The organism is Acinetobacter sp. BZX-2 (genome assembly GCF_055179795.1).
Genome location: NZ_CM143686.1, coordinates 1,047,415 through 1,069,319, shown reverse-complemented (window position 1 = coordinate 1,069,319; position 21,905 = coordinate 1,047,415). Strand labels below are relative to the sequence as shown.

The window sequence follows — 21,905 nt, the reverse complement described above, 5'->3', positions numbered from 1 at the left end:
ATCTCATTTTAAAAGAAAACCCGCTTTAGAGCGGGTTTTCTTCCATAAGATTTAAAATAGAAATATCTTCTTCAAACTCTATACTCTTTAATGCTTGATCATAGTATTTTTTTAAAAGCTCGTATAACTCTTCAATATAAGTCCCATTTTCATTTTGCAATATTTTAGTACATTTATTATGTATAACATCTTCTTCGCTTAAATTATCAAATAAATTAAAGTATGAAAGAAAAGACATAAACCCACCCAACTCCATTACAGGATGAACAAAAGACTCATCATACACCTTGATCTTATTTATAAAATATTGAATAAATTCAGAATAATCTAAGGGTTTCAACAATAAAATTCCAACAAAACCTTCCGCATATTCATCAGTTCTCTCTTCTGATGCACGAGCATCGATGATCTTTATTTGATTTTTAAATAATATCTTCGTATCAAATTGCTCAAAGAATTCTTTTAATGCGGGTATGAGTAAATATTTATTGAATCGGTATGAATCTATTTGCTCTAAAAAATTTAATTCTGCTTTAAACTTATTGGATATTTTATGTATTTTACCATAAATCTGTTTAGAAATATCCTCATTTCTATTTTTAATATAACATGAAGTATAGTATTCTTGAATAGTTTTATGCACAAAATTATAGTTATTTCCATCACGAATTATTAAACATAGATTTTTATTTATATCATTTAATATTTTAGTCGGAACTTCTTTTTCAAATTTCCTATTCAATGTAGATTTAATACTTTCAAGAATTTCAGATCTTGTATCAAAAGACAATTTATTTTTATTTTTAGACATAAAACAAAAATATTCAAACCACTCTTGTAGTGATAGCTCATCTAATCCACTTTGAAAATCTCTTACATAACCAGGCTTTGTTCTATCGTGTTTGTAAATCAACACACCAAATAGATCTTGATAAAATTTAGATACAGTATCAGGTATTATAAGTTTTGCACGATAGATCATCACAAACATTGTAATCATCAAAGGAGTAGATAAAAGATCTTCAATATCTAATGAGCTTTTATCTAGTGCATCAATAATATTTTTAAAACTCTCATCTTCTTCAATTAAAATTTTAATAAGATTAACTTGATCTTGCTTTCCATAAGGTTTTATATCTATAACTTTAAAAAAATTACTTGCCTGAATTCCACTATCTGGTCTTGAACTAATTACAACTTGTGTCTCAGGATATTTTTCAGCAATTATTTCTAATTCTTTAATAATGTTTATAGCATCTCCTTCTTTAAGCTCATCAAATCCATCTAAGAATAAAACTACTCTCCCTGATTTTAAAATCCAATTAAACAATTCACCTGTAACATCAGATATAATATCCTCAATACTCTGTTGAATAAATTTTACTACATCGCCATCTTTATTTATTTTTCTTAATTCTAGAAAAATTGGTAATTTAGTATTTCTCTGATATTCAGTTATTGCTAAATACCTTAATAAAATAGATTTACCCTGACCAGCAATACCTTGTATAACAATATTTTCACTTGATATTTTTTCTAAATTTTCAGAACTTATAATTAGGCGATCTACAATTAACTGGGGTGGATAATAAAAAATTTTAAGATCAATTGCGTCATCACCTTTATAAATGGTTTTTACTTTTTTTAAATTATCAATTTTCGAAGTTAATTTTTTATTGGCTTCATCAAATCGCACTTTATCAATTTTAAGTTTACTTTCTTTTTTTAAATAGTCATAAAGATCTGCCAATGGTTTATTTAAAACTTTAGCCACGCCTAGTACACTAGAAATTGTTACAGGTTCTATCATATAATTAATTTCATATTCTATATTTTCTAAAACTTACCAAACATTTAGCTAAAAATCTAGATAATCTTATTCACAACCAAAAACTACCTTACCCCACCCTTCTTTTGATTCTCAACCTCTACCCAACCACCATACAACTTCACAATCTATTTAAATCACTGCACTCTATGCTCAGGCTCAATGTGATGAACAAAAATCGTATAAGTATCCGCAGAATGTTCTATATTTGCATGATGCAAAGCATGCGCAATATTCCCCGATGGTATGCGCCATGATTAATCATATGATAAAGAATCTCTTCAACAGAAAGACTTCCCATCTTTTGATCTATAAATTGAAAATGAAGAACTTCTAATAACTGCTTAGAATTTATATAGCCACATGTAAATTAAAGGCTACATTTCTTTAAATCCAATATCTAAAGCCTCAGAGATAGAAATACTCTGCTGACTTACAATATTTCTGACTTTCCTTTTTAGTACAGACCATGCTTGTTCAATTGGATTTAAATCAGGGCTATATGCAGGAAGATAGGCAATTCGTACATTATACGCTTCCGCAAGCTGTACTATCTCTTTGCCTTTATGAATAGAAGCATTGTCTAGAATCAAAAGATACTTTGACCTAGGTAAATTTTGAAATAAATAATCAAGCCATCCTGTGAATAACTTTCTGTCACATGAACCTTGAAAAACTATTGGTGACAAAAAACTGTATGGGGAATTTGATCTCACGGCACTGAGCATACTTATTCTTTTTCCATGACCACCTGATTTTAAATCTTGACAACGTTTCCCTTTAAATGACCAGCCATATTCTGCTGTCTCAGCACTGTTTATTCCAGATTCATCTACATACAGAATATTTTCCTGACCATATTCACTTTCCCATTGAGGGAGAATCCATTGAAATACCGTTCTGCTTATTTTGCAGGCTTGTCTGTAGAGGAAACTCTTTTTTTATGAGTCCAACCTAATTTATGAAGTGCAGCAAGCACGACATCATAAGTAATCGCATATCCAAACTGAATTTCAAATAAGGCAACTAAGTCTTTTGCCTGTGAAAACTTTGTATTTTCCACGAATACTTTGAATGCCTGCCAATCCTTAATGGATGATGGTCTACCAACATTGACAAGTTTAGGCTGAGCCAGTTGTCCAGTCTGCTGTTCAAGTAGAATCCAGTCATCCAATGTTGTTCGGGCGATGTTGAAAGTCGTGCAGGTATTTGATTTATGGTTGCTCTTTGTGTAGAACTCCATGACTTTCTGACGTAAGTCTTCTGAATATATTTTTGGCATGTAAAAACAGTTTAAAAGAATTTATCTATTGTAGCTCAAAAATATCTTTTTTCTATATTTTGCACAAACTCAAAAAACCATTGATTAGACACTTCAATACGTTGCTGTAATTCACTCAAAGAAGGTAAAAGTTTCGTATTAGTTTGCGTATGTAAAGATTCTTTATTTTCTAAACGTGCTCGAAATAATTCTTCAACATTAGCAATCCTATACCACCCCACAACCAAACCTTTAACAAATTCATTACCTCGATTCCTCAAAAATCTCACCAATATGTTATTTTTAAAGTATCGAAGTCAGCGTATTTTAAAAATGAAAAAGCAAATATTCAGTCTTATTCTACTCTTAGCTGTATTCACACCAATTACACATGCTCAAAACGTAGAAACCTTTAAGCCAACTTTTCCACAATTTTCAAATACACAAGCACAAAGAAACAAAGCCAATCAACTCTATCCTATTGGACAGGCAACATTTTCCAACCAAGTCAAAATTCCTGCATACAGCGTAACGGTAGAAAACCCTGTCGAAGATGGTTTGTTAAAAAATACTGCCCCTTGCACCAAAAGCAATTGCACATTCAACTTTAAACTCAATGCCAAAGATGCAGAAAAACTTAAACTCATCCCCTTACCCATAAGTCTTTAAGTACATGATATAAAACGTGTAAGTTTAAAATTTACTATGGGAAGGAAAATGAAATTTAAGCTGTATTTTTGATTTTTTAGCCCAAATAATACAAAATTCCATGCAATGAGCTGTGAAAAATACATTTTTGGGCGAAAATGCTATGTTACAACAGCAACTTAAACCCATGATGTTTATGAGTATCTCAAAAATAAATATGCAAGATATTGATATTTATCTAGAAATATTTGTGGGTAAGGGGATGTCCAAAAGCCTAAACTTTCCTAAAATATCAGGCATTAAAAAAGTCATAACCAATTTATTTAAATCAACCCACAAAAACACTCGGCAACACCACGTTCAACTCAGCAAACTTATAATCCTGAACATTTCGAGTAACGATTGCAGTACAGCAAAAACTTAAAGCTGCGAAATGCTGAATAGCATCTTCAAAGTCAGTAAATTTAGAATCTAAAGCTTTGCTCATTCCAACATGATCAACAGGAATAATGACTAAAAATTTTAGCAGCTGTTTAATAAATATACGGGCTTTCTCATCCCCACCCAACTTACGCAAAATATAGTAAATATTGGCGACACTGTTGGAAGAAATACAACCTGTAAAAGCACCATTCTCGCATAAAGCCAAAACCTGTTGACTCGCCTCAACAAAGGGCTGACGTGCTAAAGCAACATCTAAAATCACATCAGAATCAACAAAAATACGCTCACTCATAGATGCTTTTCCATACGTATATCTGCGAGTAATTCTTTATAATCCCGACCATTGTCCTGTGCAGCGAACATTCCAATTAAATGTTCCGTAATTGGAGCTTGGATCTCATTTGCCCTATTCGCTTGAGCTGAGATACGATCTAAATAAGCCTCAACCAAACTAGAAACACTTTGCTGATGTTGCTGTGCATAATGCTTTGCTCGTTCAATTACATTTTTATCAATCGAGAGCGTTAACTTCGCTTGCATGAGTATACTCCTATACGTATAATATAATTAATTATACGTATAAATTGTTTTTTAGCAATTTATTTTAGTTCGTGAATATAGAGTGAAATAATCACCGCCCTCCTAACACACCCAACTTATTCCAGATATCAGGTGTCAAAAAAGTCGTAACCAATTTATTTAAATCAATATAACGCAAAGTACCTTGTAACTGCTGTCTGACCGCTGGGTCTTTGACAATATCCTCACCCGCACTCTGACCTAACTGCTGAAAAGCCTCTCCAACCCAATCACTTGGCTGAACAGACAAACTTTAACTGACAAACGACATTGTCAGAATTACTAAAATCAAAGAATATACCCAACATCAATGTTAAATAAATTTAACACTGTTTTAATCAAATTTTTAAAATATATAAAAAACAAGAGGGTTACCCCATATGACAACACACATCGATCCTAAAATCTCTTTATCTGAACTCAGACAACGATTCCACCAAGGTCAACTATTACCCGCAGAACAACGACAAGGATTTTGGCGCGCACGTTTTGTCGGGCCATTATGGTTACGTCTAACAGGTATGCCGAGTTGTTATCTTTCAGGCTTATGGGGCTGGCAGGGTAAAAAGTTTACTGCCAAAGATACTGCAACCAATGTACTCAAACGAGGAAATGGGACAATTGATGCTTTGCAAATGAAAGTGACTGAAAAATCTTCAGAAATAGATGGTCAACCAGTCATTACTTTAAGCTACCCAACACCAAGCCCAATACCTTGGCGCTGGGTCACAGATGAGCTGCGTGTGATCGATGATAATACATTGCTAGGTATGACACGTCTCCATCTGCCTATACTGCGTCATTTTGCTATTCCGTTTCTTTTAGAAAGAGAATAGTCATGAGTGCTGTAGATTATGATGTGATTATTATTGGTTCTGGCTTTGGTGGGAGTGTCAGCGCATTAAGGCTTGCTGAAAAGGGTTGGAAAGTTGCCATTTTAGAAATGGGTCGGCGTTTAGGCAAAGAAGATTTTGATAAAGCAGCTACCAGTACTACTGCACTTTCTTGGATGCCAACTTTGGGAATGAAAGGTTTTTTTGCCCAAGAAATATTTCAGCATGTCGCGATTCTAAGAGGGATTGGTGTCGGTGGCGGTAGTAATCTTTATGGTGCTGTACTTTTAGAACCCAAAAAAGCATTTTATCTTGATCCAGCATGGTCACACCTTCATCAGGATTGGCAGCAAGAACTCGCACCACATTACCTCACAGCACGAAAAATGTTAGGGATTGCCGATAATCCCTATCGAGGCATTCAAGATCAATGGCTAGAGAAAGCGGCTCAAAATATGGGTGTAGCAGATACATTTGGCAGTGTGCCACAGGGAATTTTCTTTGGTGACCCTGATCGAGTAAGTCCTGATCCCTATTTTAATCAGCAAGGACCTGAACGACACGGATGTACACAATGTGGACGCTGTTTTACAGGGTGCGCTGTCGGTGCAAAAAATTCACTGGATAAAAACTATTTATATTTTGCTGAAAAGCTCGGTGTTAAAATATTAGCCGAACATAAAGTCAGTCATATTGCTCCACATCAGGAGGGTGGTTATCTTCTGCATATCGAACATCCTTGGGAGAAAGGCAAAAAATACACGCCATTACGTGCTACGAAAGTCATTATTTCGGCAGGTGCAATTGGCACACAAGAAATCCTGTTTAATTCACGAGATCGTTATCAGACTCTACCTCTAGTTTCTCAGACACTCGGTCAAAGAGTACGTACCAATAGTGAGGCTCTTGTTGGTATTACTGCACGAGATCCTGATGTCGATGTTACCTATGGTACATCCATATCAACACATTTCTATGCTGATGAAAAAACACATCTTACACAGAATCGACTACCACCTAGCTACGCCATGATGAAGTTTTATATGGTACCTATGGTTGATGATACGCATCCAACACGCCGTATACTGCGTACCCTTTGGGCGTACTTACGTCACCCAATGAATATATTAAAAATCTATTTCGCACGGCATTGGTACAAGCGTACGACCTATCTGACTGTAATGCAACAAGCAGATAATGAAATGAAATTTAGCTTTGGTCGAACTGCACTACGTGGTTTTCATTATGGTTTACGCTCCGAACTAGGGGCTGATGGACGAACGCCATCCTTTTTACCTCAGGCAAATGCTGCTGCACGTGCTGTTGCCGAAGTCAGTAATGGTATTCCACAGAATATGGCAGCTGAAAGCCTAGGCAATATGTCAGTCACGGCCCATATTCTAGGAGGTGCAGTTATGGCAGATTCAACCGAAACAGGTGTAATCGATATTCACCATGAAGTCTTTGGCTATCCTGGACTCTATATCGTTGATGGCTCTGCGATTCCAGCAAATGTGGGAGTAAATCCTAGCTTAACCATTACTGCAATGGCAGAACGATTTGCCGCACATATTCCTGAAAAGGGAAACTCACATTGAGCTTAGATTCAAAATAATGATGCATACCCTGTATATTGCACAATGTATGCATCTTATTTGGTAAAGAACAATAGTGTTCTAGACGTGTTTAAAAACTCACTTACCGCTCGTACACTGCCGTAACATCTCCTTTGCACGTAAACCACTATGCCAAGCAATATTGGCAATCGATTTACCATCCTGTTTAATCTCAAACTTCATTTTATCTTCCATATTTGACAGCAAAGCATCCAAAGTGGGTACTGCGATCGCAATTGCACCATATTCATAATTCGGCAAAGCATAGTTAAACACTTGTACATTCTGTGGTGCTTCATCATTTTGATATAACGAAATTTTTATCGTTTGTTGCTTTTCAGGCTTTGGAATATTTGGCCCCCAAAAGGTTAACAGAGCACCTTTGTATTCACCACCTGGGCCTGACACTCGAACAAAGTTATCTTTCTGCCAATATAATGCGGCACAATATTCACCTGCTTTGACTTTAGGGGCATCCTGAAAAAACTCCCAACTACCATTTTCATAACTTTGGTAACGTGGGTCATTTTTAACTTGTTCTAATCGGGTGGCATGGTTTGCCATAGTATTTGCCACACTACCTGCCACATTCATGCGTTGTAATGTAGGGTCATAACCATATGAAGGCTCATGGTGATAATAATATTCATCTGCGTCCTGCATCTCCTCTTGTTGCTGCCAATAATTTGCTTCAGCAATCGAATGTCCAATATCCATCATATTTTGATGATGTTGCGCATTCATTTCGCAAATATTCGGCAAATCTGAACAAGCAAAACTAGGCATTGCACACACTGCCAAAGATGTTGCTGCAATCCATTTCAAAATCGTTTGGCGATGTGTCATATCCATTACTCAAAAAGTATTCGTTTTATAAAATATTTTATACTACAATTCCCAATCTATACGCTTATCTAAAAATGCATAATTTGAATTTAACTTAGGTTCAAACTGCAATTTAGCAAAATAATCAATTTTTTCTGAGTCATTTATATCAAAGTATTTAAGCCAACTGTTTTCACAATTGATTGATGCGAAAAATAATAAAAGTGTAAGCGTTTCTTCAACCCTAGTTCTTCAACGATAGCAATCCTATACCAAACCACAACCAAGCCTTTAACAAATTCATCAGCTCGATTTCCCACACATCTCAACAATATGCTATTTTTGAATCATCGAAGTCAGCGTATTTTAAAAATGAAAAAGCAAATCATCGGTTTTAGTTTACTGTTATCTATTTTTACTACCACTACGCATGCACAGAATGTAGAAACCTTTCAACCTACTTTTCCGAAGTTTTCAAACACTGATGCACAACGGAAAAAAATCAACCAATTCTATGCTCTCGGACAGGCGACATTTTCAAACCAAGTCAAAATTCCTGCTTATGGCGTAACGGTAGAAAACCCTGCTGAAGATGGTTTGCTTAAAAATACTGAACCTTGCACCAAAAGTAACTGTACGTTCAATTTTAAACTTGATGCTAAACAGGCTGAAAAACTCAAACTCGTTGCAATTCCAAGTCTTGGTTATATTCTTGTTCCCAGACATTGGACAGATATATCAGCGGCAACAGGCGCCAATGGTACAGGTTCAGTTCTGATGATGAGTCCAAATAAAAAGGAAGCGATTACAGTATATGACTCATCTTTCTGTGTGGGTTGTGGTTTGCCGAATGCGACCTTGTATTTTCCAAACTTATTAAAACAAAGCCTTGATTCAGAATTTGGAGGCTATAAAGATCTCAATAAAAAATTAAAGCTGGTTTATCCATCCAAAACCACAGCATTTTTTAGTTATCAAATTCCCAATTTAAATAACAAAACCCATGGTATTGCGAAATACGCAGATAATGACGATTTTAATTTTGTGAATATTCATGTCACTTTAGACAAAGCCAATCAAAACTTAGCAACACCGATTCTAAATTTTTATAATACGACACATTGATAAATGTAAAAGACAAAACCCTCACCTAAATCAAGGAGAGGGTTGTGTAAAGCAGTATAAAAACTATCGGGTAATGCCCAATTTATTAAAAATATCAGGTGTTAAAAAAGTCGTGACTAATTTATTCAAGTCTACATAGCGAATCACACCTTGTAACTGCTGCTTCACTTGTGGATTTTGAATAATATCTTCACCCGTGCTACGTCCTAACTCTTGAAAACTATCACCGACCGCTTGTAGACCTTCAGTTTGAATCACTGCCTTGGTTTGAGCAGCACATTGCTCCACGATTACACGTTGCAGAACCTGAGCAAACTTTTGATCGAGTTGTTCTCGTTGCGCATCTGTCACATTACTCAATGCTTTTAAATCGGGATGTGCAGACAAAGCAGAGAAAGTCCATTGCAACACTGTGGTTTTATCGGTTGCTGTGGTGGCTTTGACTAAACAATCACTCAACTGATCGACCGTTTGCCCTGCTGTTGCCAATTGCGTAGTTCCAAGCAAAGCTACGGCGATAAAAGCAGACTGGATACTGCGGGAAAAGCGTTGACCAATAGACGAAAATACTTGGCTTAACATAAGCAATCTTCTAATACAAAATAATTTTCTTTGTATCATGAAAGCCAATGATTCACCTGTTATGACTCTGTAAACGAATCTTTATCGTTTCAATACAAATAGAATTTCTAAAAGTTCAGACCACTAGCGTAAAATGGCTATTGGTCATTGAACATTCATTTTTAAATCTAATCACATCAAGCATTACTTCATCTGTTTCAACATATACTTCGCGACAGCATGATTCTGGTTGGTGGATAAATTTTGTAAAATACGTTTTGCACGATCTTGCGGATTCGAAAAACGACGACTATAACTCGGTACACTGGTTAAACATTTAGCAACCAAAACACCTGACTCTGCGTAGACATTGATTCCACTTGCGCCACGCAAGCGCCCATATCCATAAGCGCGTTCAGCATTATTACATGCGTTGATTTGGTTCTGCCCTCGCCCTAAATCTTTACGTGCAGAAGCATACAGTTGCATCTGTTGCAGTTGTGGCGATAAAACAACTTTCTCAACGGGTGGTTTTTCTTCTTCTACGGGTGGAAGGACTGGCTTTTTCTCTTCAACCACTTTTACTGGTGGTGGTGCTTTGGTTGAAACCGTATTTTTAGCATTATTTAAACTTGGTTTTTTCTCTTGTACGGTTGGAAGTGTATTGGTTTTCGCATACAGTTTTTTCAGCTCATCCAAAGATACAAGTTTCGTTTGTAAATAAACGACTCGCGTTTCAGTATGATCTAGCTTACGTTCAGAAATAGGCTCAATCGACACATACCATTGCTGACCATCGCTTTGCTTACACTGATACCCACCGATGCCTTGTTTCACACTGCTATAAGTATTCAGTAACTTCTTTGACCAAACGTCCTTCACCAAACTCATTGAACTTTTTTGAATTTGAGAAAACTTTCCATCTTTGGCTGCACAAAAACGACTTAAATAACTTTTAGGGATTACAGATTGAACTTCAGTCTCGCCTTGCTGAGGTCCCCAATAATAGACGTACTCTTTTGCTGAACTGTTATTGTCATTGATATTCTTTTTATCAATCACTTCTTGAGGCGAAGTGTACTGAGTAAATGATTCTGATGTTAATCCATTGATACTGGTACAACCATGTAAACCAAAGCCAACCCCACCCAACAACAGAAATGTTTTGAAATTCACGTAACAATTCTCGATTATATTTTTTAAATGAAAATATATGAAATCGACCAAAATAACAAACTTAATATATTGATTTTATTATCCATTTATCAAAATAAAATAACGAATGAAGCACACAAATCACAAAACTTTGAGACTTAATCAAACAAAGTTAAGATTATTAAAATCTAATTAACTATTTTTTAACTTAGATAATAGAGCAGATAATAACGATGAATCATAAAAAACCGAATTTTAACCTCGGCTAAAATTCGGTAAAAAGCATGAATTAAAAATAAAGTCGCTTACCAAATGGTCACTCGTTTATTGGCTGGCAAATACATCTTGTCACCTTGTTTGATTTTAAATGCATCATAAAATGGTGTTTGATTCAGCAATGTTGCATTACCGCGGACTTTATCGGGTGAATGAGGATCTCTTTTTATATATTCAACTTGCAATGCATCTGTAATTTTAGAACGCCATGCTTGTGCCCAGCCTAAATAAAAACGCTGTTCACCTGTAAAGCCATCTAAAACGGGTGCAGGTTTACCATTTAAAGACAGCTGATAGGCTTTATAAGCAATCGCAAGTCCCGAGTTATCGGCAATATTTTCACCTAAGGTGAGTTCGCCATCGACATGGTAGCCTTTCACAGGTTCGTATGCAGCATACTGTTTTACAAGAACTTCTGTCTTTTCTTTAAACTTCTTACGGTCCTCATCCGTCCACCAGTTTTTCATATTACCGACATCATCAAACTCACTGCCTTGGTCATCAAAACCATGGCTGATTTCATGCCCAATAATCGCACCGATTGCACCGTAGTTCGTAGCATCATCCGCATCCATATCAAAAAATGGCGGCTGCAAAATTGCAGCAGGAAAAACGATTTCGTTTAAAGAAGCATTGTAATAGGCATTGATGGTTTGTGGTGTCATCCCCCATTCATCACGATCAACAGGTTTACCCAATTTATTTAATGCATATTGATGCTCAAATTCACGTGAACGGATCACATTACCAACCAAATCATTATTTTTAATCTCTAAAGCTGAGTAGTCTCGCCATTTGTTTGGATAACCAATTTTCACAGCAAAACTGGCTAATTTCTTCTGTGCTTCAACCTTAGTCGTTGGACTCATCCAATCCAAATCATCAATACTTTGTTGATAAGCTTTCATTAAGTTTTGAACCAGTTGTTCCATGCGTTGTTTTTTCTCGGGAGAAAAATGCTTTTTCACATAAATCTGACCCAAACTTTCACCAAGCGTACCCTCAACTAACTGTACGCCACGTTTCCAACGTGGTCTTTGCTCTTTCATTTCTCTAAGTTGATAACTATAAAAATTAAAGCTGTTATCGACAAAAGCTTTACTCAATAAAGATGAAAAATCGCTGACTAAGTGAAATTTATAATAAGCTTTCCATGTATCCAAAGTAGTGTTCTCTACAATCGGACTAAGCGCTTTAAAATAACTTGGTTGAACCACTTGAATGGTTTGAATTTTATCGGCTAAACCTTGTCCTTTTAGATAGGTTTGCCAATCAATTTTCGGACTTAACTTGGCTAAATCTTCAACTTTATAAATATTATAGAGTTTCTGCACATCACGATTTTGTACATTGCTCCATTGCACTTTTGCAATTTGTGTTTCTAATTTTAGAATATCTTTAGCATGTTGTGATGCCTGTTTATCCCCTGCCATTGCAAGTGTTTTTTCAATATAAGCAACATATTGCGAACGGATTTTTTTGAATTTTGCATCATCTTTTAAGTAATAATCACGATCAGGAAGACCTAAGCCACTTTGCCCAAGTACAGCACGCATTTGCGTAGAATCTTTCATGTCTTGTTCGATTCCCACGTCAAAAGGACTGGTTACGCCAATACGTGAAAAATGCGCTGCCAATTGTGCCAATTGCTGTTTATTTTTTAGTGCGTCAACCTTTGAAATTTCAGCTTGAATCGGCTTTATTCCCAGTGCTTCAATACTTTTTTCGTCCATAAAATTAGCGTACAGACTCGCAACTTTTTGCTCAGCGCTTCCTTCTGCCGATTGTTGTTTGGATAACTCATCAACAATATCATGTAACTGATTGACCGAATTTTCATGCAAAATATCAAAGGTTCCCCAACGTGATTTATCAGCAGGAATTGCGGTATTTTTTAACCACAACCCATTCACATGCTCATAAAAATCATCTTTTTCACTGATACTTGAATCAAAATATTGCTTTTCTAGACCTGATTTTTTTTGAACTTGTTCTGTCGATGATGTGGTTTGTACAGGTTGAACTGTCGTAGCTGCCCAAAGTGACGCAGATGCAGACATGATTGCTGTTGCTAAAACACTTTTTATGAATCTGTATTTCAAAGATCTATCCTCTATTTTAATTTTTAAACGTATGCAGTTAACTTTCAATTTTGTGCTTTTAAGCAAGTTTAATCTGTTGCGAAAATGCAATTTCCACATCATTAAATTTGAACAAGCATTTAATTATGATTGATCAATAAAGCTTAAATTACTGTTCTTAGCCCAGTTAAATAAATTGAAAATCAATCCGTTATAAATAACAGCAACAATTAAACCAAAGCAAGCTGAATTGTATAATTTTTAATAAAATTGATAAAAATCTAAAACACGCTAATCAATGAAATCACTTAAGTAAATTCAACACATGCGCCAAACGAATATTGGCAGTATTGTGTTTGTACACTGCATAAATTGGGGCGATACACGGCGTATCCGCTTTAAGATCTTTATAGACAATTTGCTTATTCCAAAAGTCACGAATCGAAGCGGGTACAATCGACAAACCAATTCCCGCTGCGATCAAATTAAGACTTGACGTTAAACGAGGAGCTTCTTGCACAATTTTGGGACTAAATCCAGCCTGATAACAACTGGCCAAAATATTATCAAACAAGTCTTGCCCTGCTAAACGTCGATAGAGAACAAAATCATAGGCCTCTAAATCTAAGATATGAATTGCATCTATTTGATTTGCCAAAGGATGATTATTGGGCAATGCGACAATCAGGGGTTCATCTAACACATGCAAGCTGGTCAATCCGAAACCGATTGGCGCAGGTTTGCGTAAAAACACGATATCATTTTTATCATTGATAATAGAGTCAATCAGCGAGCTACTTCCATCCTCTTCTAATTGAATAGAAACAGCAGGGAAAGCTTCTCGAAAATTACGTAATAATGCAGGTAGAAATGGATGCAAACCGACTGAATTGGTAAAACCTATACTGATTTGCCCTTCTAAACCCATTGAAATATTTTGTACACGTTTTGGAATCGCTTGCGCATGCGCAAGTATGGTCAATGCTTCTTGATACAAAGCCTTACCTGCTTCTGTGACTTCAACACCTCGAGGCAAACGTTTCAATAAATCAGTCGATAATTCATTTTCTAAGCTTTTAATCATTCTAGTAAGTGGTGGTTGTTGCATATTCAAACGCACTGCTGCACGTGAAATATTACTTTCCTCTACGACGGCGACAAACGCTTTGAGTTTATGAATATCAATCATCATCCCACCTAAAAGCATACTTTTTTGATATATCTAACAGCAAAAATAGCATTTTTCATTATAGGTAAACAAGCAGATAATGGGTTTCAAGGTAAATAGCAAAGCAATTGAAAGAGGTCTAAATGAATACTAAAGCCATGCCATTAGAACAACATTTGGAAGTACCCAATTGCAAAACATTATTTCTAGGCTTTAGCAAACTCGGTTTAATGGGCTTTGGCGGTGTTTTACCACTGGCACAGCGTTTAATTGTTGAAGATCAAAAGTGGCTTACTGCTGAACAATTTACAGATTTGTTAGGCGTCTGTCAGATTTTACCGGGCGGCAATATTGTCAATATGGCGGTTGCGATTGGTTATGATTTTGCAGGGCTAAAAGGTGCAATCAGTGCGGTATTTGGTTTGATGCTCGCTCCAACCATGATCGTGATTTCACTGTATCAGCTTTATGCACAATTTCAGCAGATTCCACTGGTACAACACATGATTCAAGGTTTGGCAGCTGCCGCCGCGGGGCTACTTTTTGCAACAGGTTTTAAAATGCTTAAGCCGATGCTGAAAAGTAAATTGACTTATTTCACCATCCTATTAACCATCATTTTCATGTTATTGATTAAATTACCATTGGCACTGACCTTATTGATTTTAGTGGCGATTAATATGCTGGTTTTAACATTTAAACAACATCAAATGAATCAGGAGTAAAACAGCATGTATGTACTTTTAGCGCTGACACTGGTTTTTACTCAATTGTCTTTATTGGCTTTTGGAGGCGGAAATGCGATTTTGCCTGAAATGCAGCATCAAGTGGTCACAGTTCATCAATGGATGACAGCGGAACAATTCAGTTCAATGTTTGCAATGGCGCAAGCGGCACCTGGCCCCAATATGATGATTGTACCTTTAGTCGGTTGGCATGTTGCGGGGCCTCTAGGTTTGCTTGTGACTTCATTGGCAAAGTTTGGGCCCTCTTCGATTATCACGGTTTATGCTTTAAAGTTTTGGAATAATTTTAAAGATCATCCGCTTAGAGCTAAATTTGAAAAAGCACTGAAACCCATCACTGTAGGTCTCGTTTTAGTCAGTGCTTGGATCATTGCACAAGCTTCTGCACAAAATATATTGTTGATCATTATTGTTATTTTAACAGTTATTTTGAGTGTATTTAAAAACGTGCATCCTGTTTGGTTAATGGTCATTGGCGCAAGTACTGGTGCAGTCTTGTTATAACTTCATTTGCCCTCCTAAGCCTGATCATCTGATCAGATGATCTCAATACGTTTTATCACAATAAGCTTTGGTTATAAGCATTCAAGACTGGACGCGATAACCAAAGCTTTTGCTTTAAAGCTTGTTGTTTAAATCATTATAGCAACTCAAAATAAAAGCCAAATTCACGTTAAATATATTCATTATTTAGCCATTACTCCTTATATAATTCAACTATATACAATCAGAAAGTATAAGAAATAGAATTTAAAACCCAGTAGGCTTGATACAAAAATTTGCAATTGTTTGACCAAACACAACAAAAGTTGGATTTTATTGTGCAATAATAAATTTGATGTTTTTACAAACAATACGTTGGAAATAAATGTGATTGAATTACTCAAACCTGTAACACTAAAAAAAGATGATTTAGAACCGATAACGATTGAGGCTGGAACTTTATTGAAGATATTGATGACCAACCCGTCTTCTTATCTTGTAGGAGATGAAAAAGGTTTTTCTTTTCTGATCAATTTCAGTGATGAAAATATTCAGTGGAAGCGGATTTAATTTTTCACTGAATAAAACTTTAAAAATATGCTCTTTCAAAAACGAATGTATACGTTGAACCATGTATATCTACCTTGTTATTTTGGAGAGCATGAAATGATCTATAATAAATATATGATCCTGTAAAAATAGATAATTCTCAGAAACATAGCGCTTTATCAATTAATTTAAATAATTTTCTCATTAAAATCAGAAACATAAAAAACTACACACCTAACCTCAATACAAGAGCGATCAAATTGTGATACCTAACTCAGAGAACTGTCTAACCTGATTCCGTCCGCTTAATTTTGCAAAATACAAAGCTTGATCTGCTTGGCGTATAAATATTTCTTTGGTTAGATCGCCAGTAAACTCAGATGGCATAGAAATACCAAAACTTGCTGTGACTCCAATTTTTTCAATGTTGTTTAGATCAATAAGATTCTTTTCAATTTCTATTCGGCATCGTTCTGCGATTTCAAAAGCCTGTTTCAATTCAATATGATTTAAAATAAAAATAAATTCTTCACCACCAAAACGTCCGACATAATCATTTTTTCGGATATTATCCATCAATATCTGTGCAACTTTGATAAGGACTTGATCACCTACATCATGCCCATAGCTATCATTCACGTGTTTAAAATGATCAATATCTAAAAGAACAATAATATAGTCCTGTTTCTGCTGATGATTCACAGCCAAAAAATCATTGATACTACGGCGGTTATACACCAAAGTTAATGGGTCTATCTTACTCATTTTATCGATATATTCTTCCCTATATTGCCATTGGATCAACAAGATAATAAATAAGGTGATACTCACTAAAAAGATAGGGATATAAAAATACAGCATACTGCCGACCCAGAACATATTATTATGTAGGGGAAGCTCTTGTAGTTTTTGACTATAAATAGGTGCATATGCAATTTGATCAGTCATACTTAAATAACCTGCGATCAAGATCAAAAAAATGACAGGTATAACAGCTGTATACACTTCTCTGGGTTGAAAAAGGACCAAGCCAACCGTAACCAAACTGACAAAACCAGCAATTGAAGCAAAACTAATAATACCTGTACAATATGCGCCATACATAAGTGTTATACCAACATAACACGTAGTAAAATATGGAATATACCTTTCTACAAAGAGGTTTTTACGTAATAAATAAGCAACAACAATTGAAATCAGATACCCCACTAATGACAGTACATAGGCGGTCATCAGATCGGGATAAAACTCAAAATTAATCCAAATCTGGTAACCGGGTACTCTCGTCCATATCAGCCACCATACAATCCATAACACTGTAATAACAGCACATAAGCTAAATGCTAAGATACTTTTATTGACGTTGCTCCAATTCATGATGACACTGTCTTTCATGAATTTTGAATATTCGTTTCTAAGTACGTTAACAAAATTAAGCTTCATGGGAAATTACTACTCAATATACTCATCTCTTGTTAATTTAAAAACTTTCTATTTAATTTGATTAATAAAAACCAAATAAAATAAACAAGTCACAAAATATATAATAAACGTGATGCGGTTATCATTTTATACGTGTGATTTAGAGCTCATGTCAAGGTTCACCTTTTATTTAATTATTAGTCTTTAGTATAAGTAAAGATTGGTTAAAATACTAAGTATAATATCAATAATCAAGAAATTAGGTTTTTTAATGTTATCATTGTAATAAGTTTACAACTGAATAAAACATGATTCAACGTTGATTATATTATTTCACATATTTGTAACATAAACTTAATAGTAGGTAGTATATTGGTAAAATACTTTGTTTTTTAATTTTATTTATTTAGTAATTCTTTAGCATATACTGAAATAAATTCAGTTTTGAACTTAAATATTCTCAATTCAACAATTCTTAATGCTGTTATTTGAGTATTACGCTGTATCGAAATATTTTAAAATTAGTCTGATTCATTGTTTTATTTTCCTTGTCTATAAAATTATGATTCATAAAGACTTATAACATTTATTATGCACTGCCACTTTTGCTTAGTCAAAAAAAAGCAAGACCTCATTGAGGCCTTGCTATATTCAATCTCGTATCAAATTAGCTTTGATTTGCTAAATTCTTCTTTAATTCATCTTCAATGATTTCAATTTCTAAATCTGTGAATTTTCTAATTTCGCCTTCAGCATGTTTTTCCAGTAAACCACCGATCAGTGGTACTTTCACTTTCACATCCCAATCCAGTTTAATATTCACTTGTTTGTCATCACCAGTCACAGAACGACTACAATTCGCAACTAAAGGTAAGTTTGCACCTAATTCTACTTTAGATGTCATTGCTTCTAAATTCGTTACATCTGAACGCTTTAATCGAAATGCATCTTTTAATAGTTTTTTTGCGATGTCTGGAATATTGACATCTAAATTATAGGCACGGCGTAAAGTATACGTATTCCCTTCAATTTTAGATTCAATAATTTCCAAGTTCTCTCCTGGAATTCTTTTACATACCGCCTCATGCAACGAGGTATCTGCTGCTAATCTTTTGAAATCATTGAGTGATACACCTGATATGGTTGCATTTACAGTAAATTGATGTGCCATATAAAAACCCTTTCCTCGTTTTTGTAGTCCATAAACGCTGACTCAATTGTTTTGATTAGCGTCAATTAAACCCCACTATATATTTTAATTTTGACTTTTGATTGACTGCGCGCGACTTGTTTTTGTTATTTTATGCCATGCGATAGCTTTATTTCGTCTTGAATGTGAATAGACAAATAATGGCTTCTATATTCAATATAAATATCAAACTGTTCTGCACCATCATCCAAACCTGACACTGCCCATGTTGTTCCTTTTGGAAAATCATCTAACCAAGTCGATTTATAAAAGTCTGAAACTGAATCAAAATCCAAATATTCTTCAGGTTCCGCCATGATTTTCTGTACAATTTCATCAAACTTTTGTTTTTGCATTTCAATAAAATCGATCATCATGGCGTTGATTCTGCTGTCCGTTAAATACCATTAAATGCTTTATCTTGCTGTTTCTTTTTCACTTGTTCCCATTGCCACCAGCCAAATGCAGCCATTCCTACAAAAGCTGCATATAAACCCGCAGTTAGAAATAAGTCTTTATAAATAAACATGCCGACATAAACAATATCGACAAAAACCCAAAGTACCCAAGTGGTAATATGTTTACGACTGGTCCAATAGGTTGCTAATAAACTAAATGCAGCCAATTGCGAATCTAACATTGGCAAAGCAGCATCGGTAAAATAGTGTAGAGATAAGCCAAATACTAGCCCACCCACAGCCGCCAAAGCCATTTGCAAGATCACTGTTTTTACAGCAATCGGCTCAATACGAATTTCATGGTCTTGCTGTTTGCCTTTTAACCAATGATAGAATCCGTAAAAATTCACGACCATGAAAAAGAATTGTAAAATGGTTTCACCATACAATTTAAATTCAAAAAATAAATAAGCATATAAAACAAAGGCTAAAAAGTTAAATAACCAACACCACATATTCCGTTTAATGGTAAGTGCAACACCAATAATACTGATGATCACGGCGAATATTTCTAATGGTGACATACTTAGGCTACATATAAAAAGATGTGCTTATTATGAAAAGATACACAACGAATGCAAGTAAAAAACAATCACGGTCTGATGCTGTTATCTTGTGAATGCACCATAAAATTAAAATAAATATTATGCTTCAGATCACAGCGATCACGATTCCAAAATAACTCAAGCCTATCACCATGAACAAGATCCAAAACTTTGAGTAGCAAAGATCTTATTGAAGATTTTGCTCAATCCCCCATAGCGCTAAATTCAAGTTTGCTCAAATCTTTAATACAACTCTCGAATACAACGATAGACGATCCAGTCATATTTATTGATTTGACAGTTTTCTAACGATCGTTTAAAAATATAAATAACAACCAAAGAGGAAAAAAACAATGTCGAATAATCAAGGGAAAGTCAGTCGTGAAATCCGTGGTCATCTTTATTTAATCGGATTAGACCGTGCAGATAAGCGCAATGCTTTCGATAGTCACATGATTCACGACTTATCACTCGCTTTAACTGAATATGAAGATAATCCCGAATTGCGCTGTGCTGTTGTTTTTGCGCATGGTGAGCATTTTACAGCTGGCTTAGATTTAATTGAATTACAACCTAAACTTGCAGAGGGTGTGTTTAGCTTTTCTGATGAAATGGTAAACCCTTGGGGAACTATTGGCCGCCAACGCACTAAACCTCTCGTTACCGTTGTACAAGGCTATTGCTATACCGCAGGGATCGAATTGATGTTGAATTCAGACATTGTCATTGCCCATGAAAATACTCAATTCACTCAGATCGAAGTGCAACGCGGTATTCTACCTTTTGGTGGTGCAACGGTGCGTTTTGTTCAAGCCGCGGGTTGGGTCAAAGCCATGAAGTACATCCTGACAGGTGATTTATTTTATGCACAAACGGCTTATGAAATGAATTTAGTCACTGAAGTCGTTACAGACCAACCATTGAACCGAGCTGTTGAATTGGCCGAACGTATTGCCCAAGCTGCGCCACTTGCGATACAAGCCGCACTTCAATCTGCACAGCAAGCCTTTTTACAAAACCCGCAAGCCGCTTTTACAAATCTACAGGGTTTACTTAGCCCATTACTTGTATCCGAAGATGCGCAAGAAGGTGTTATGGCCATGATTGAACGAAGAATGCCGAACTTTAAAGGTAAATAAACCGTTCAACTCATCCTACAAATAACACAAATCATAGAGAAATGACGATGCAAAACTTAAAGCAACCAGCGAATACACAACATATGCATATACAAGCGTTTAATACTGAAACTATTCCGTTTAAAGCTGCGGATGATTATCCCTTGGTTGGTACTTTATATACACCCAAACAACAGATTAAAGCGCAAATTGTACTTTCATGTGCGACTGGTGTGCCGCAAGCGTTTTATCGTCGTTTCGCTGAATATGCAACGCAGTTGGGTTATCAAGTCTTTACTTTCGATTATCGTGGTGTGAGTCAATCTGCCCCTAAAAGCTTAAAAGGCTTTCAAATGTCTTATCTCGATTGGGGGAAATTAGATTTGACTGCTGCAATCGATTATTTGGCACAGGAAGATTTATCTCTATTTCTAGTTGGGCATTCTTACGGCGGTCAAGCTTTGGGGCTGACTGAAAATCACCATAAAGTCACAGCAATGTATTGCTTTGGCACAGGAGCAGGCTGGCATGGCTATATGCCACTCAAAGAAAAAATCAAAGTTCAAGTAATTTGGAATATTGTCTTTCCACCGATGGTTGCTGCTGTGGGTTATTTACCTTGGAGCAAACTCAATATGGGAGCTGACCTCCCCAAAGGTGTTTATTCACAATGGCGAAAATGGTGCAAAAATCCAACCTATTTCTTTGCAGACCCTGAACAACAGCATTTGCATAATCAATATGCTCAAGTTAAAACACCAATTTATGCTGTAGCAGCACTCGATGATGACTGGGCTTTACCCAGTTCACGCTATGCGTTTATGCAACATTATCGCCATGCACCCATGAACTTTATTAATATTTCGGCTGATGAGTTTGGATTAAAACAAATCGGTCATATGGGCTATTTTCGTAAAGGTTCAGAACCGATTTGGGATAAAATGCTGAATACTTTTGAAGATTTACTTCATCCCTAGAGACTTAGGTCAGAATAC

Annotated in this window: 26 protein-coding genes; 9 read left to right on the top strand and 17 right to left on the bottom strand. The window is 35.6% G+C overall.

Going from position 1 to position 21,905, the window contains the following annotated elements:
• Positions 1-25: 25 nt before the first annotated feature.
• The 5 genes from ACY45D_RS04965 to ACY45D_RS04945 all read right to left on the bottom strand — a co-directional run bounded on the left by ACY45D_RS04965 (position 26) and on the right by ACY45D_RS04945 (position 3,331).
• Positions 26-1,810 (bottom strand): NACHT domain-containing protein, encoded by a 1,785-nt coding sequence (locus ACY45D_RS04965; RefSeq protein ID WP_463108698.1) that lies wholly within the window; start codon positions 1,808-1,810, stop codon positions 26-28.
• A gap of 220 nt (positions 1,811-2,030) precedes the next feature.
• Complete coding sequence (locus ACY45D_RS04960; RefSeq protein ID WP_463108697.1) at positions 2,031-2,129, bottom strand: DinB family protein; 99 nt, start codon at positions 2,127-2,129, stop codon at positions 2,031-2,033.
• Between the two features lie 76 nt (positions 2,130-2,205).
• The gene (locus ACY45D_RS04955) at positions 2,206-2,712 is read right to left on the bottom strand and encodes an IS630 family transposase (RefSeq protein WP_463109430.1); all 507 of its coding nucleotides are present in this window, start codon (positions 2,710-2,712) and stop codon (positions 2,206-2,208) included.
• A 20-nt stretch (positions 2,713-2,732) separates the two neighbouring features.
• Positions 2,733-3,110 carry an IS630 transposase-related protein gene (locus tag ACY45D_RS04950; RefSeq protein ID WP_463106851.1) on the bottom strand — a complete coding sequence of 126 codons (378 nt, stop codon included), beginning with the start codon at positions 3,108-3,110 and terminating at the stop codon, positions 2,733-2,735.
• Between the two features lie 35 nt (positions 3,111-3,145).
• Positions 3,146-3,331, bottom strand: coding sequence for a hypothetical protein (locus ACY45D_RS04945; protein ID WP_463108696.1), 186 nt, complete (start codon positions 3,329-3,331; stop codon positions 3,146-3,148).
• 91 nt (positions 3,332-3,422) lie between these two features.
• Here ACY45D_RS04945 and ACY45D_RS04940 point away from each other — a divergent pair, with 91 nt between their 5' ends.
• Entirely contained in the window at positions 3,423-3,758 is a 336-nt protein-coding gene (locus tag ACY45D_RS04940; protein WP_463108695.1) for a DUF4850 domain-containing protein, read from the top strand.
• 307 nt (positions 3,759-4,065) lie between these two features.
• Here ACY45D_RS04940 and ACY45D_RS04935 read toward each other — a convergent pair whose 3' ends face one another.
• The 3 genes from ACY45D_RS04935 to ACY45D_RS04925 all read right to left on the bottom strand — a co-directional run bounded on the left by ACY45D_RS04935 (position 4,066) and on the right by ACY45D_RS04925 (position 5,010).
• Entirely contained in the window at positions 4,066-4,473 is a 408-nt protein-coding gene (locus ACY45D_RS04935; RefSeq protein ID WP_010115998.1) for a PIN domain-containing protein, read from the bottom strand.
• Complete coding sequence (locus tag ACY45D_RS04930; protein ID WP_010115997.1) at positions 4,470-4,721, bottom strand: DUF6364 family protein; 252 nt, start codon at positions 4,719-4,721, stop codon at positions 4,470-4,472. Before ACY45D_RS04930 ends, ACY45D_RS04935 begins: the two co-directional genes overlap by 4 nt.
• 91 nt (positions 4,722-4,812) lie before the next feature.
• Positions 4,813-5,010, bottom strand: coding sequence for a hypothetical protein (locus tag ACY45D_RS04925; protein WP_463109512.1), 198 nt, complete (start codon positions 5,008-5,010; stop codon positions 4,813-4,815).
• A 130-nt stretch (positions 5,011-5,140) separates the two neighbouring features.
• On the opposite strand from ACY45D_RS04925, the gene ACY45D_RS04920 reads away from it, so the two are divergent.
• The gene (locus tag ACY45D_RS04920) at positions 5,141-5,596 is read left to right on the top strand and encodes a hypothetical protein (protein ID WP_463108694.1); all 456 of its coding nucleotides are present in this window, start codon (positions 5,141-5,143) and stop codon (positions 5,594-5,596) included.
• A 2-nt stretch (positions 5,597-5,598) separates the two neighbouring features.
• Positions 5,599-7,191 carry an FAD-dependent oxidoreductase gene (locus ACY45D_RS04915; protein WP_463108693.1) on the top strand — a complete coding sequence of 531 codons (1,593 nt, stop codon included), beginning with the start codon at positions 5,599-5,601 and terminating at the stop codon, positions 7,189-7,191.
• 96 nt (positions 7,192-7,287) lie between these two features.
• Here ACY45D_RS04915 and ACY45D_RS04910 read toward each other — a convergent pair whose 3' ends face one another.
• Positions 7,288-8,055, bottom strand: a complete 768-nt coding sequence (locus ACY45D_RS04910) for a hypothetical protein (RefSeq protein ID WP_463108692.1) — start codon at positions 8,053-8,055, stop codon at positions 7,288-7,290.
• A gap of 351 nt (positions 8,056-8,406) precedes the next feature.
• On the opposite strand from ACY45D_RS04910, the gene ACY45D_RS04905 reads away from it, so the two are divergent.
• The gene (locus ACY45D_RS04905; RefSeq protein ID WP_463108691.1) at positions 8,407-9,159 is read left to right on the top strand and encodes a DUF4850 domain-containing protein; all 753 of its coding nucleotides are present in this window, start codon (positions 8,407-8,409) and stop codon (positions 9,157-9,159) included.
• A gap of 63 nt (positions 9,160-9,222) precedes the next feature.
• Here the strand turns inward: ACY45D_RS04905 and ACY45D_RS04900 are convergent, their stop codons facing one another.
• The 4 genes from ACY45D_RS04900 to ACY45D_RS04885 all read right to left on the bottom strand — a co-directional run bounded on the left by ACY45D_RS04900 (position 9,223) and on the right by ACY45D_RS04885 (position 14,421).
• A complete protein-coding gene (locus ACY45D_RS04900; protein WP_463108690.1) occupies positions 9,223-9,741 on the bottom strand; it encodes a hypothetical protein in 519 nt (172 codons plus the stop codon).
• 183 nt (positions 9,742-9,924) lie between these two features.
• Complete coding sequence (locus ACY45D_RS04895; RefSeq protein ID WP_463108689.1) at positions 9,925-10,896, bottom strand: hypothetical protein; 972 nt, start codon at positions 10,894-10,896, stop codon at positions 9,925-9,927.
• A 284-nt stretch (positions 10,897-11,180) separates the two neighbouring features.
• The gene (locus ACY45D_RS04890) at positions 11,181-13,253 is read right to left on the bottom strand and encodes a M13 family metallopeptidase (RefSeq protein WP_463108688.1); all 2,073 of its coding nucleotides are present in this window, start codon (positions 13,251-13,253) and stop codon (positions 11,181-11,183) included.
• Positions 13,254-13,536: 283 nt separating this feature from the next.
• Positions 13,537-14,421, bottom strand: coding sequence for a LysR family transcriptional regulator (locus ACY45D_RS04885; RefSeq protein WP_463108687.1), 885 nt, complete (start codon positions 14,419-14,421; stop codon positions 13,537-13,539).
• 122 nt (positions 14,422-14,543) lie between these two features.
• On the opposite strand from ACY45D_RS04885, the gene ACY45D_RS04880 reads away from it, so the two are divergent.
• The 3 genes from ACY45D_RS04880 (at position 14,544) to ACY45D_RS04870 (ending at position 16,199) form a co-directional block, all read left to right on the top strand.
• A complete protein-coding gene (locus ACY45D_RS04880; RefSeq protein ID WP_463108686.1) occupies positions 14,544-15,125 on the top strand; it encodes a chromate transporter in 582 nt (193 codons plus the stop codon).
• Between the two features lie 6 nt (positions 15,126-15,131).
• Entirely contained in the window at positions 15,132-15,650 is a 519-nt protein-coding gene (locus ACY45D_RS04875; protein ID WP_463108685.1) for a chromate transporter, read from the top strand.
• A 360-nt stretch (positions 15,651-16,010) separates the two neighbouring features.
• Complete coding sequence (locus tag ACY45D_RS04870) at positions 16,011-16,199, top strand: hypothetical protein (protein WP_463109429.1); 189 nt, start codon at positions 16,011-16,013, stop codon at positions 16,197-16,199.
• Positions 16,200-16,433: 234 nt separating this feature from the next.
• Here ACY45D_RS04870 and ACY45D_RS04865 read toward each other — a convergent pair whose 3' ends face one another.
• The 4 genes from ACY45D_RS04865 to pnuC all read right to left on the bottom strand — a co-directional run bounded on the left by ACY45D_RS04865 (position 16,434) and on the right by pnuC (position 19,771).
• The gene (locus ACY45D_RS04865) at positions 16,434-17,555 is read right to left on the bottom strand and encodes a GGDEF domain-containing protein (RefSeq protein ID WP_463108684.1); all 1,122 of its coding nucleotides are present in this window, start codon (positions 17,553-17,555) and stop codon (positions 16,434-16,436) included.
• A gap of 712 nt (positions 17,556-18,267) precedes the next feature.
• A complete protein-coding gene (locus tag ACY45D_RS04860) occupies positions 18,268-18,771 on the bottom strand; it encodes a DUF2505 family protein (protein ID WP_463108683.1) in 504 nt (167 codons plus the stop codon).
• 125 nt (positions 18,772-18,896) lie between these two features.
• Positions 18,897-19,166: a hypothetical protein gene (locus ACY45D_RS04855; RefSeq protein ID WP_463108682.1), complete on the bottom strand. Its 270-nt coding sequence runs from the start codon at positions 19,164-19,166 to the stop codon at positions 18,897-18,899.
• Between the two features lie 20 nt (positions 19,167-19,186).
• Positions 19,187-19,771 carry a nicotinamide riboside transporter PnuC gene (pnuC, locus tag ACY45D_RS04850; RefSeq protein ID WP_463108681.1) on the bottom strand — a complete coding sequence of 195 codons (585 nt, stop codon included), beginning with the start codon at positions 19,769-19,771 and terminating at the stop codon, positions 19,187-19,189.
• A 374-nt stretch (positions 19,772-20,145) separates the two neighbouring features.
• Here pnuC and ACY45D_RS04845 point away from each other — a divergent pair, with 374 nt between their 5' ends.
• Together ACY45D_RS04845 and ACY45D_RS04840 are read left to right on the top strand one after the other, a co-directional pair.
• Positions 20,146-20,931 (top strand): crotonase/enoyl-CoA hydratase family protein, encoded by a 786-nt coding sequence (locus ACY45D_RS04845; protein WP_463108680.1) that lies wholly within the window; start codon positions 20,146-20,148, stop codon positions 20,929-20,931.
• Positions 20,932-20,978: 47 nt separating this feature from the next.
• Entirely contained in the window at positions 20,979-21,887 is a 909-nt protein-coding gene (locus tag ACY45D_RS04840; RefSeq protein WP_463108679.1) for an alpha/beta hydrolase family protein, read from the top strand.
• Positions 21,888-21,905: the final 18 nt, after the last annotated feature.

What these genes read in the sequence shown, in the direction of transcription:
- ACY45D_RS04965 (WP_463108698.1), bottom strand. Translation starts at nt 1,810, where the DNA reads ATGATAGAACCTGTAACAATTTCTAGTGTACTAGGCGTGGCTAAAGTT.
- ACY45D_RS04960 (WP_463108697.1), bottom strand. Translation starts at nt 2,129, where the DNA reads ATGGGAAGTCTTTCTGTTGAAGAGATTCTTTATCATATGATTAATCAT.
- ACY45D_RS04950 (WP_463106851.1), bottom strand. Translation starts at nt 3,110, where the DNA reads ATGCCAAAAATATATTCAGAAGACTTACGTCAGAAAGTCATGGAGTTC.
- ACY45D_RS04940 (WP_463108695.1), top strand. Translation starts at nt 3,423, where the DNA reads ATGAAAAAGCAAATATTCAGTCTTATTCTACTCTTAGCTGTATTCACA.
- ACY45D_RS04935 (WP_010115998.1), bottom strand. Translation starts at nt 4,473, where the DNA reads ATGAGTGAGCGTATTTTTGTTGATTCTGATGTGATTTTAGATGTTGCT.
- ACY45D_RS04930 (WP_010115997.1), bottom strand. Translation starts at nt 4,721, where the DNA reads ATGCAAGCGAAGTTAACGCTCTCGATTGATAAAAATGTAATTGAACGA.
- ACY45D_RS04920 (WP_463108694.1), top strand. Translation starts at nt 5,141, where the DNA reads ATGACAACACACATCGATCCTAAAATCTCTTTATCTGAACTCAGACAA.
- ACY45D_RS04915 (WP_463108693.1), top strand. Translation starts at nt 5,599, where the DNA reads ATGAGTGCTGTAGATTATGATGTGATTATTATTGGTTCTGGCTTTGGT.
- ACY45D_RS04910 (WP_463108692.1), bottom strand. Translation starts at nt 8,055, where the DNA reads ATGACACATCGCCAAACGATTTTGAAATGGATTGCAGCAACATCTTTG.
- ACY45D_RS04905 (WP_463108691.1), top strand. Translation starts at nt 8,407, where the DNA reads ATGAAAAAGCAAATCATCGGTTTTAGTTTACTGTTATCTATTTTTACT.
- ACY45D_RS04900 (WP_463108690.1), bottom strand. Translation starts at nt 9,741, where the DNA reads ATGTTAAGCCAAGTATTTTCGTCTATTGGTCAACGCTTTTCCCGCAGT.
- ACY45D_RS04885 (WP_463108687.1), bottom strand. Translation starts at nt 14,421, where the DNA reads ATGATTGATATTCATAAACTCAAAGCGTTTGTCGCCGTCGTAGAGGAA.
- ACY45D_RS04880 (WP_463108686.1), top strand. Translation starts at nt 14,544, where the DNA reads ATGAATACTAAAGCCATGCCATTAGAACAACATTTGGAAGTACCCAAT.
- ACY45D_RS04875 (WP_463108685.1), top strand. Translation starts at nt 15,132, where the DNA reads ATGTATGTACTTTTAGCGCTGACACTGGTTTTTACTCAATTGTCTTTA.
- ACY45D_RS04865 (WP_463108684.1), bottom strand. Translation starts at nt 17,555, where the DNA reads ATGAATTGGAGCAACGTCAATAAAAGTATCTTAGCATTTAGCTTATGT.
- ACY45D_RS04860 (WP_463108683.1), bottom strand. Translation starts at nt 18,771, where the DNA reads ATGGCACATCAATTTACTGTAAATGCAACCATATCAGGTGTATCACTC.
- ACY45D_RS04855 (WP_463108682.1), bottom strand. Translation starts at nt 19,166, where the DNA reads ATGATGATCGATTTTATTGAAATGCAAAAACAAAAGTTTGATGAAATT.
- pnuC (WP_463108681.1), bottom strand. Translation starts at nt 19,771, where the DNA reads ATGTCACCATTAGAAATATTCGCCGTGATCATCAGTATTATTGGTGTT.
- ACY45D_RS04845 (WP_463108680.1), top strand. Translation starts at nt 20,146, where the DNA reads ATGTCGAATAATCAAGGGAAAGTCAGTCGTGAAATCCGTGGTCATCTT.
- ACY45D_RS04840 (WP_463108679.1), top strand. Translation starts at nt 20,979, where the DNA reads ATGCAAAACTTAAAGCAACCAGCGAATACACAACATATGCATATACAA.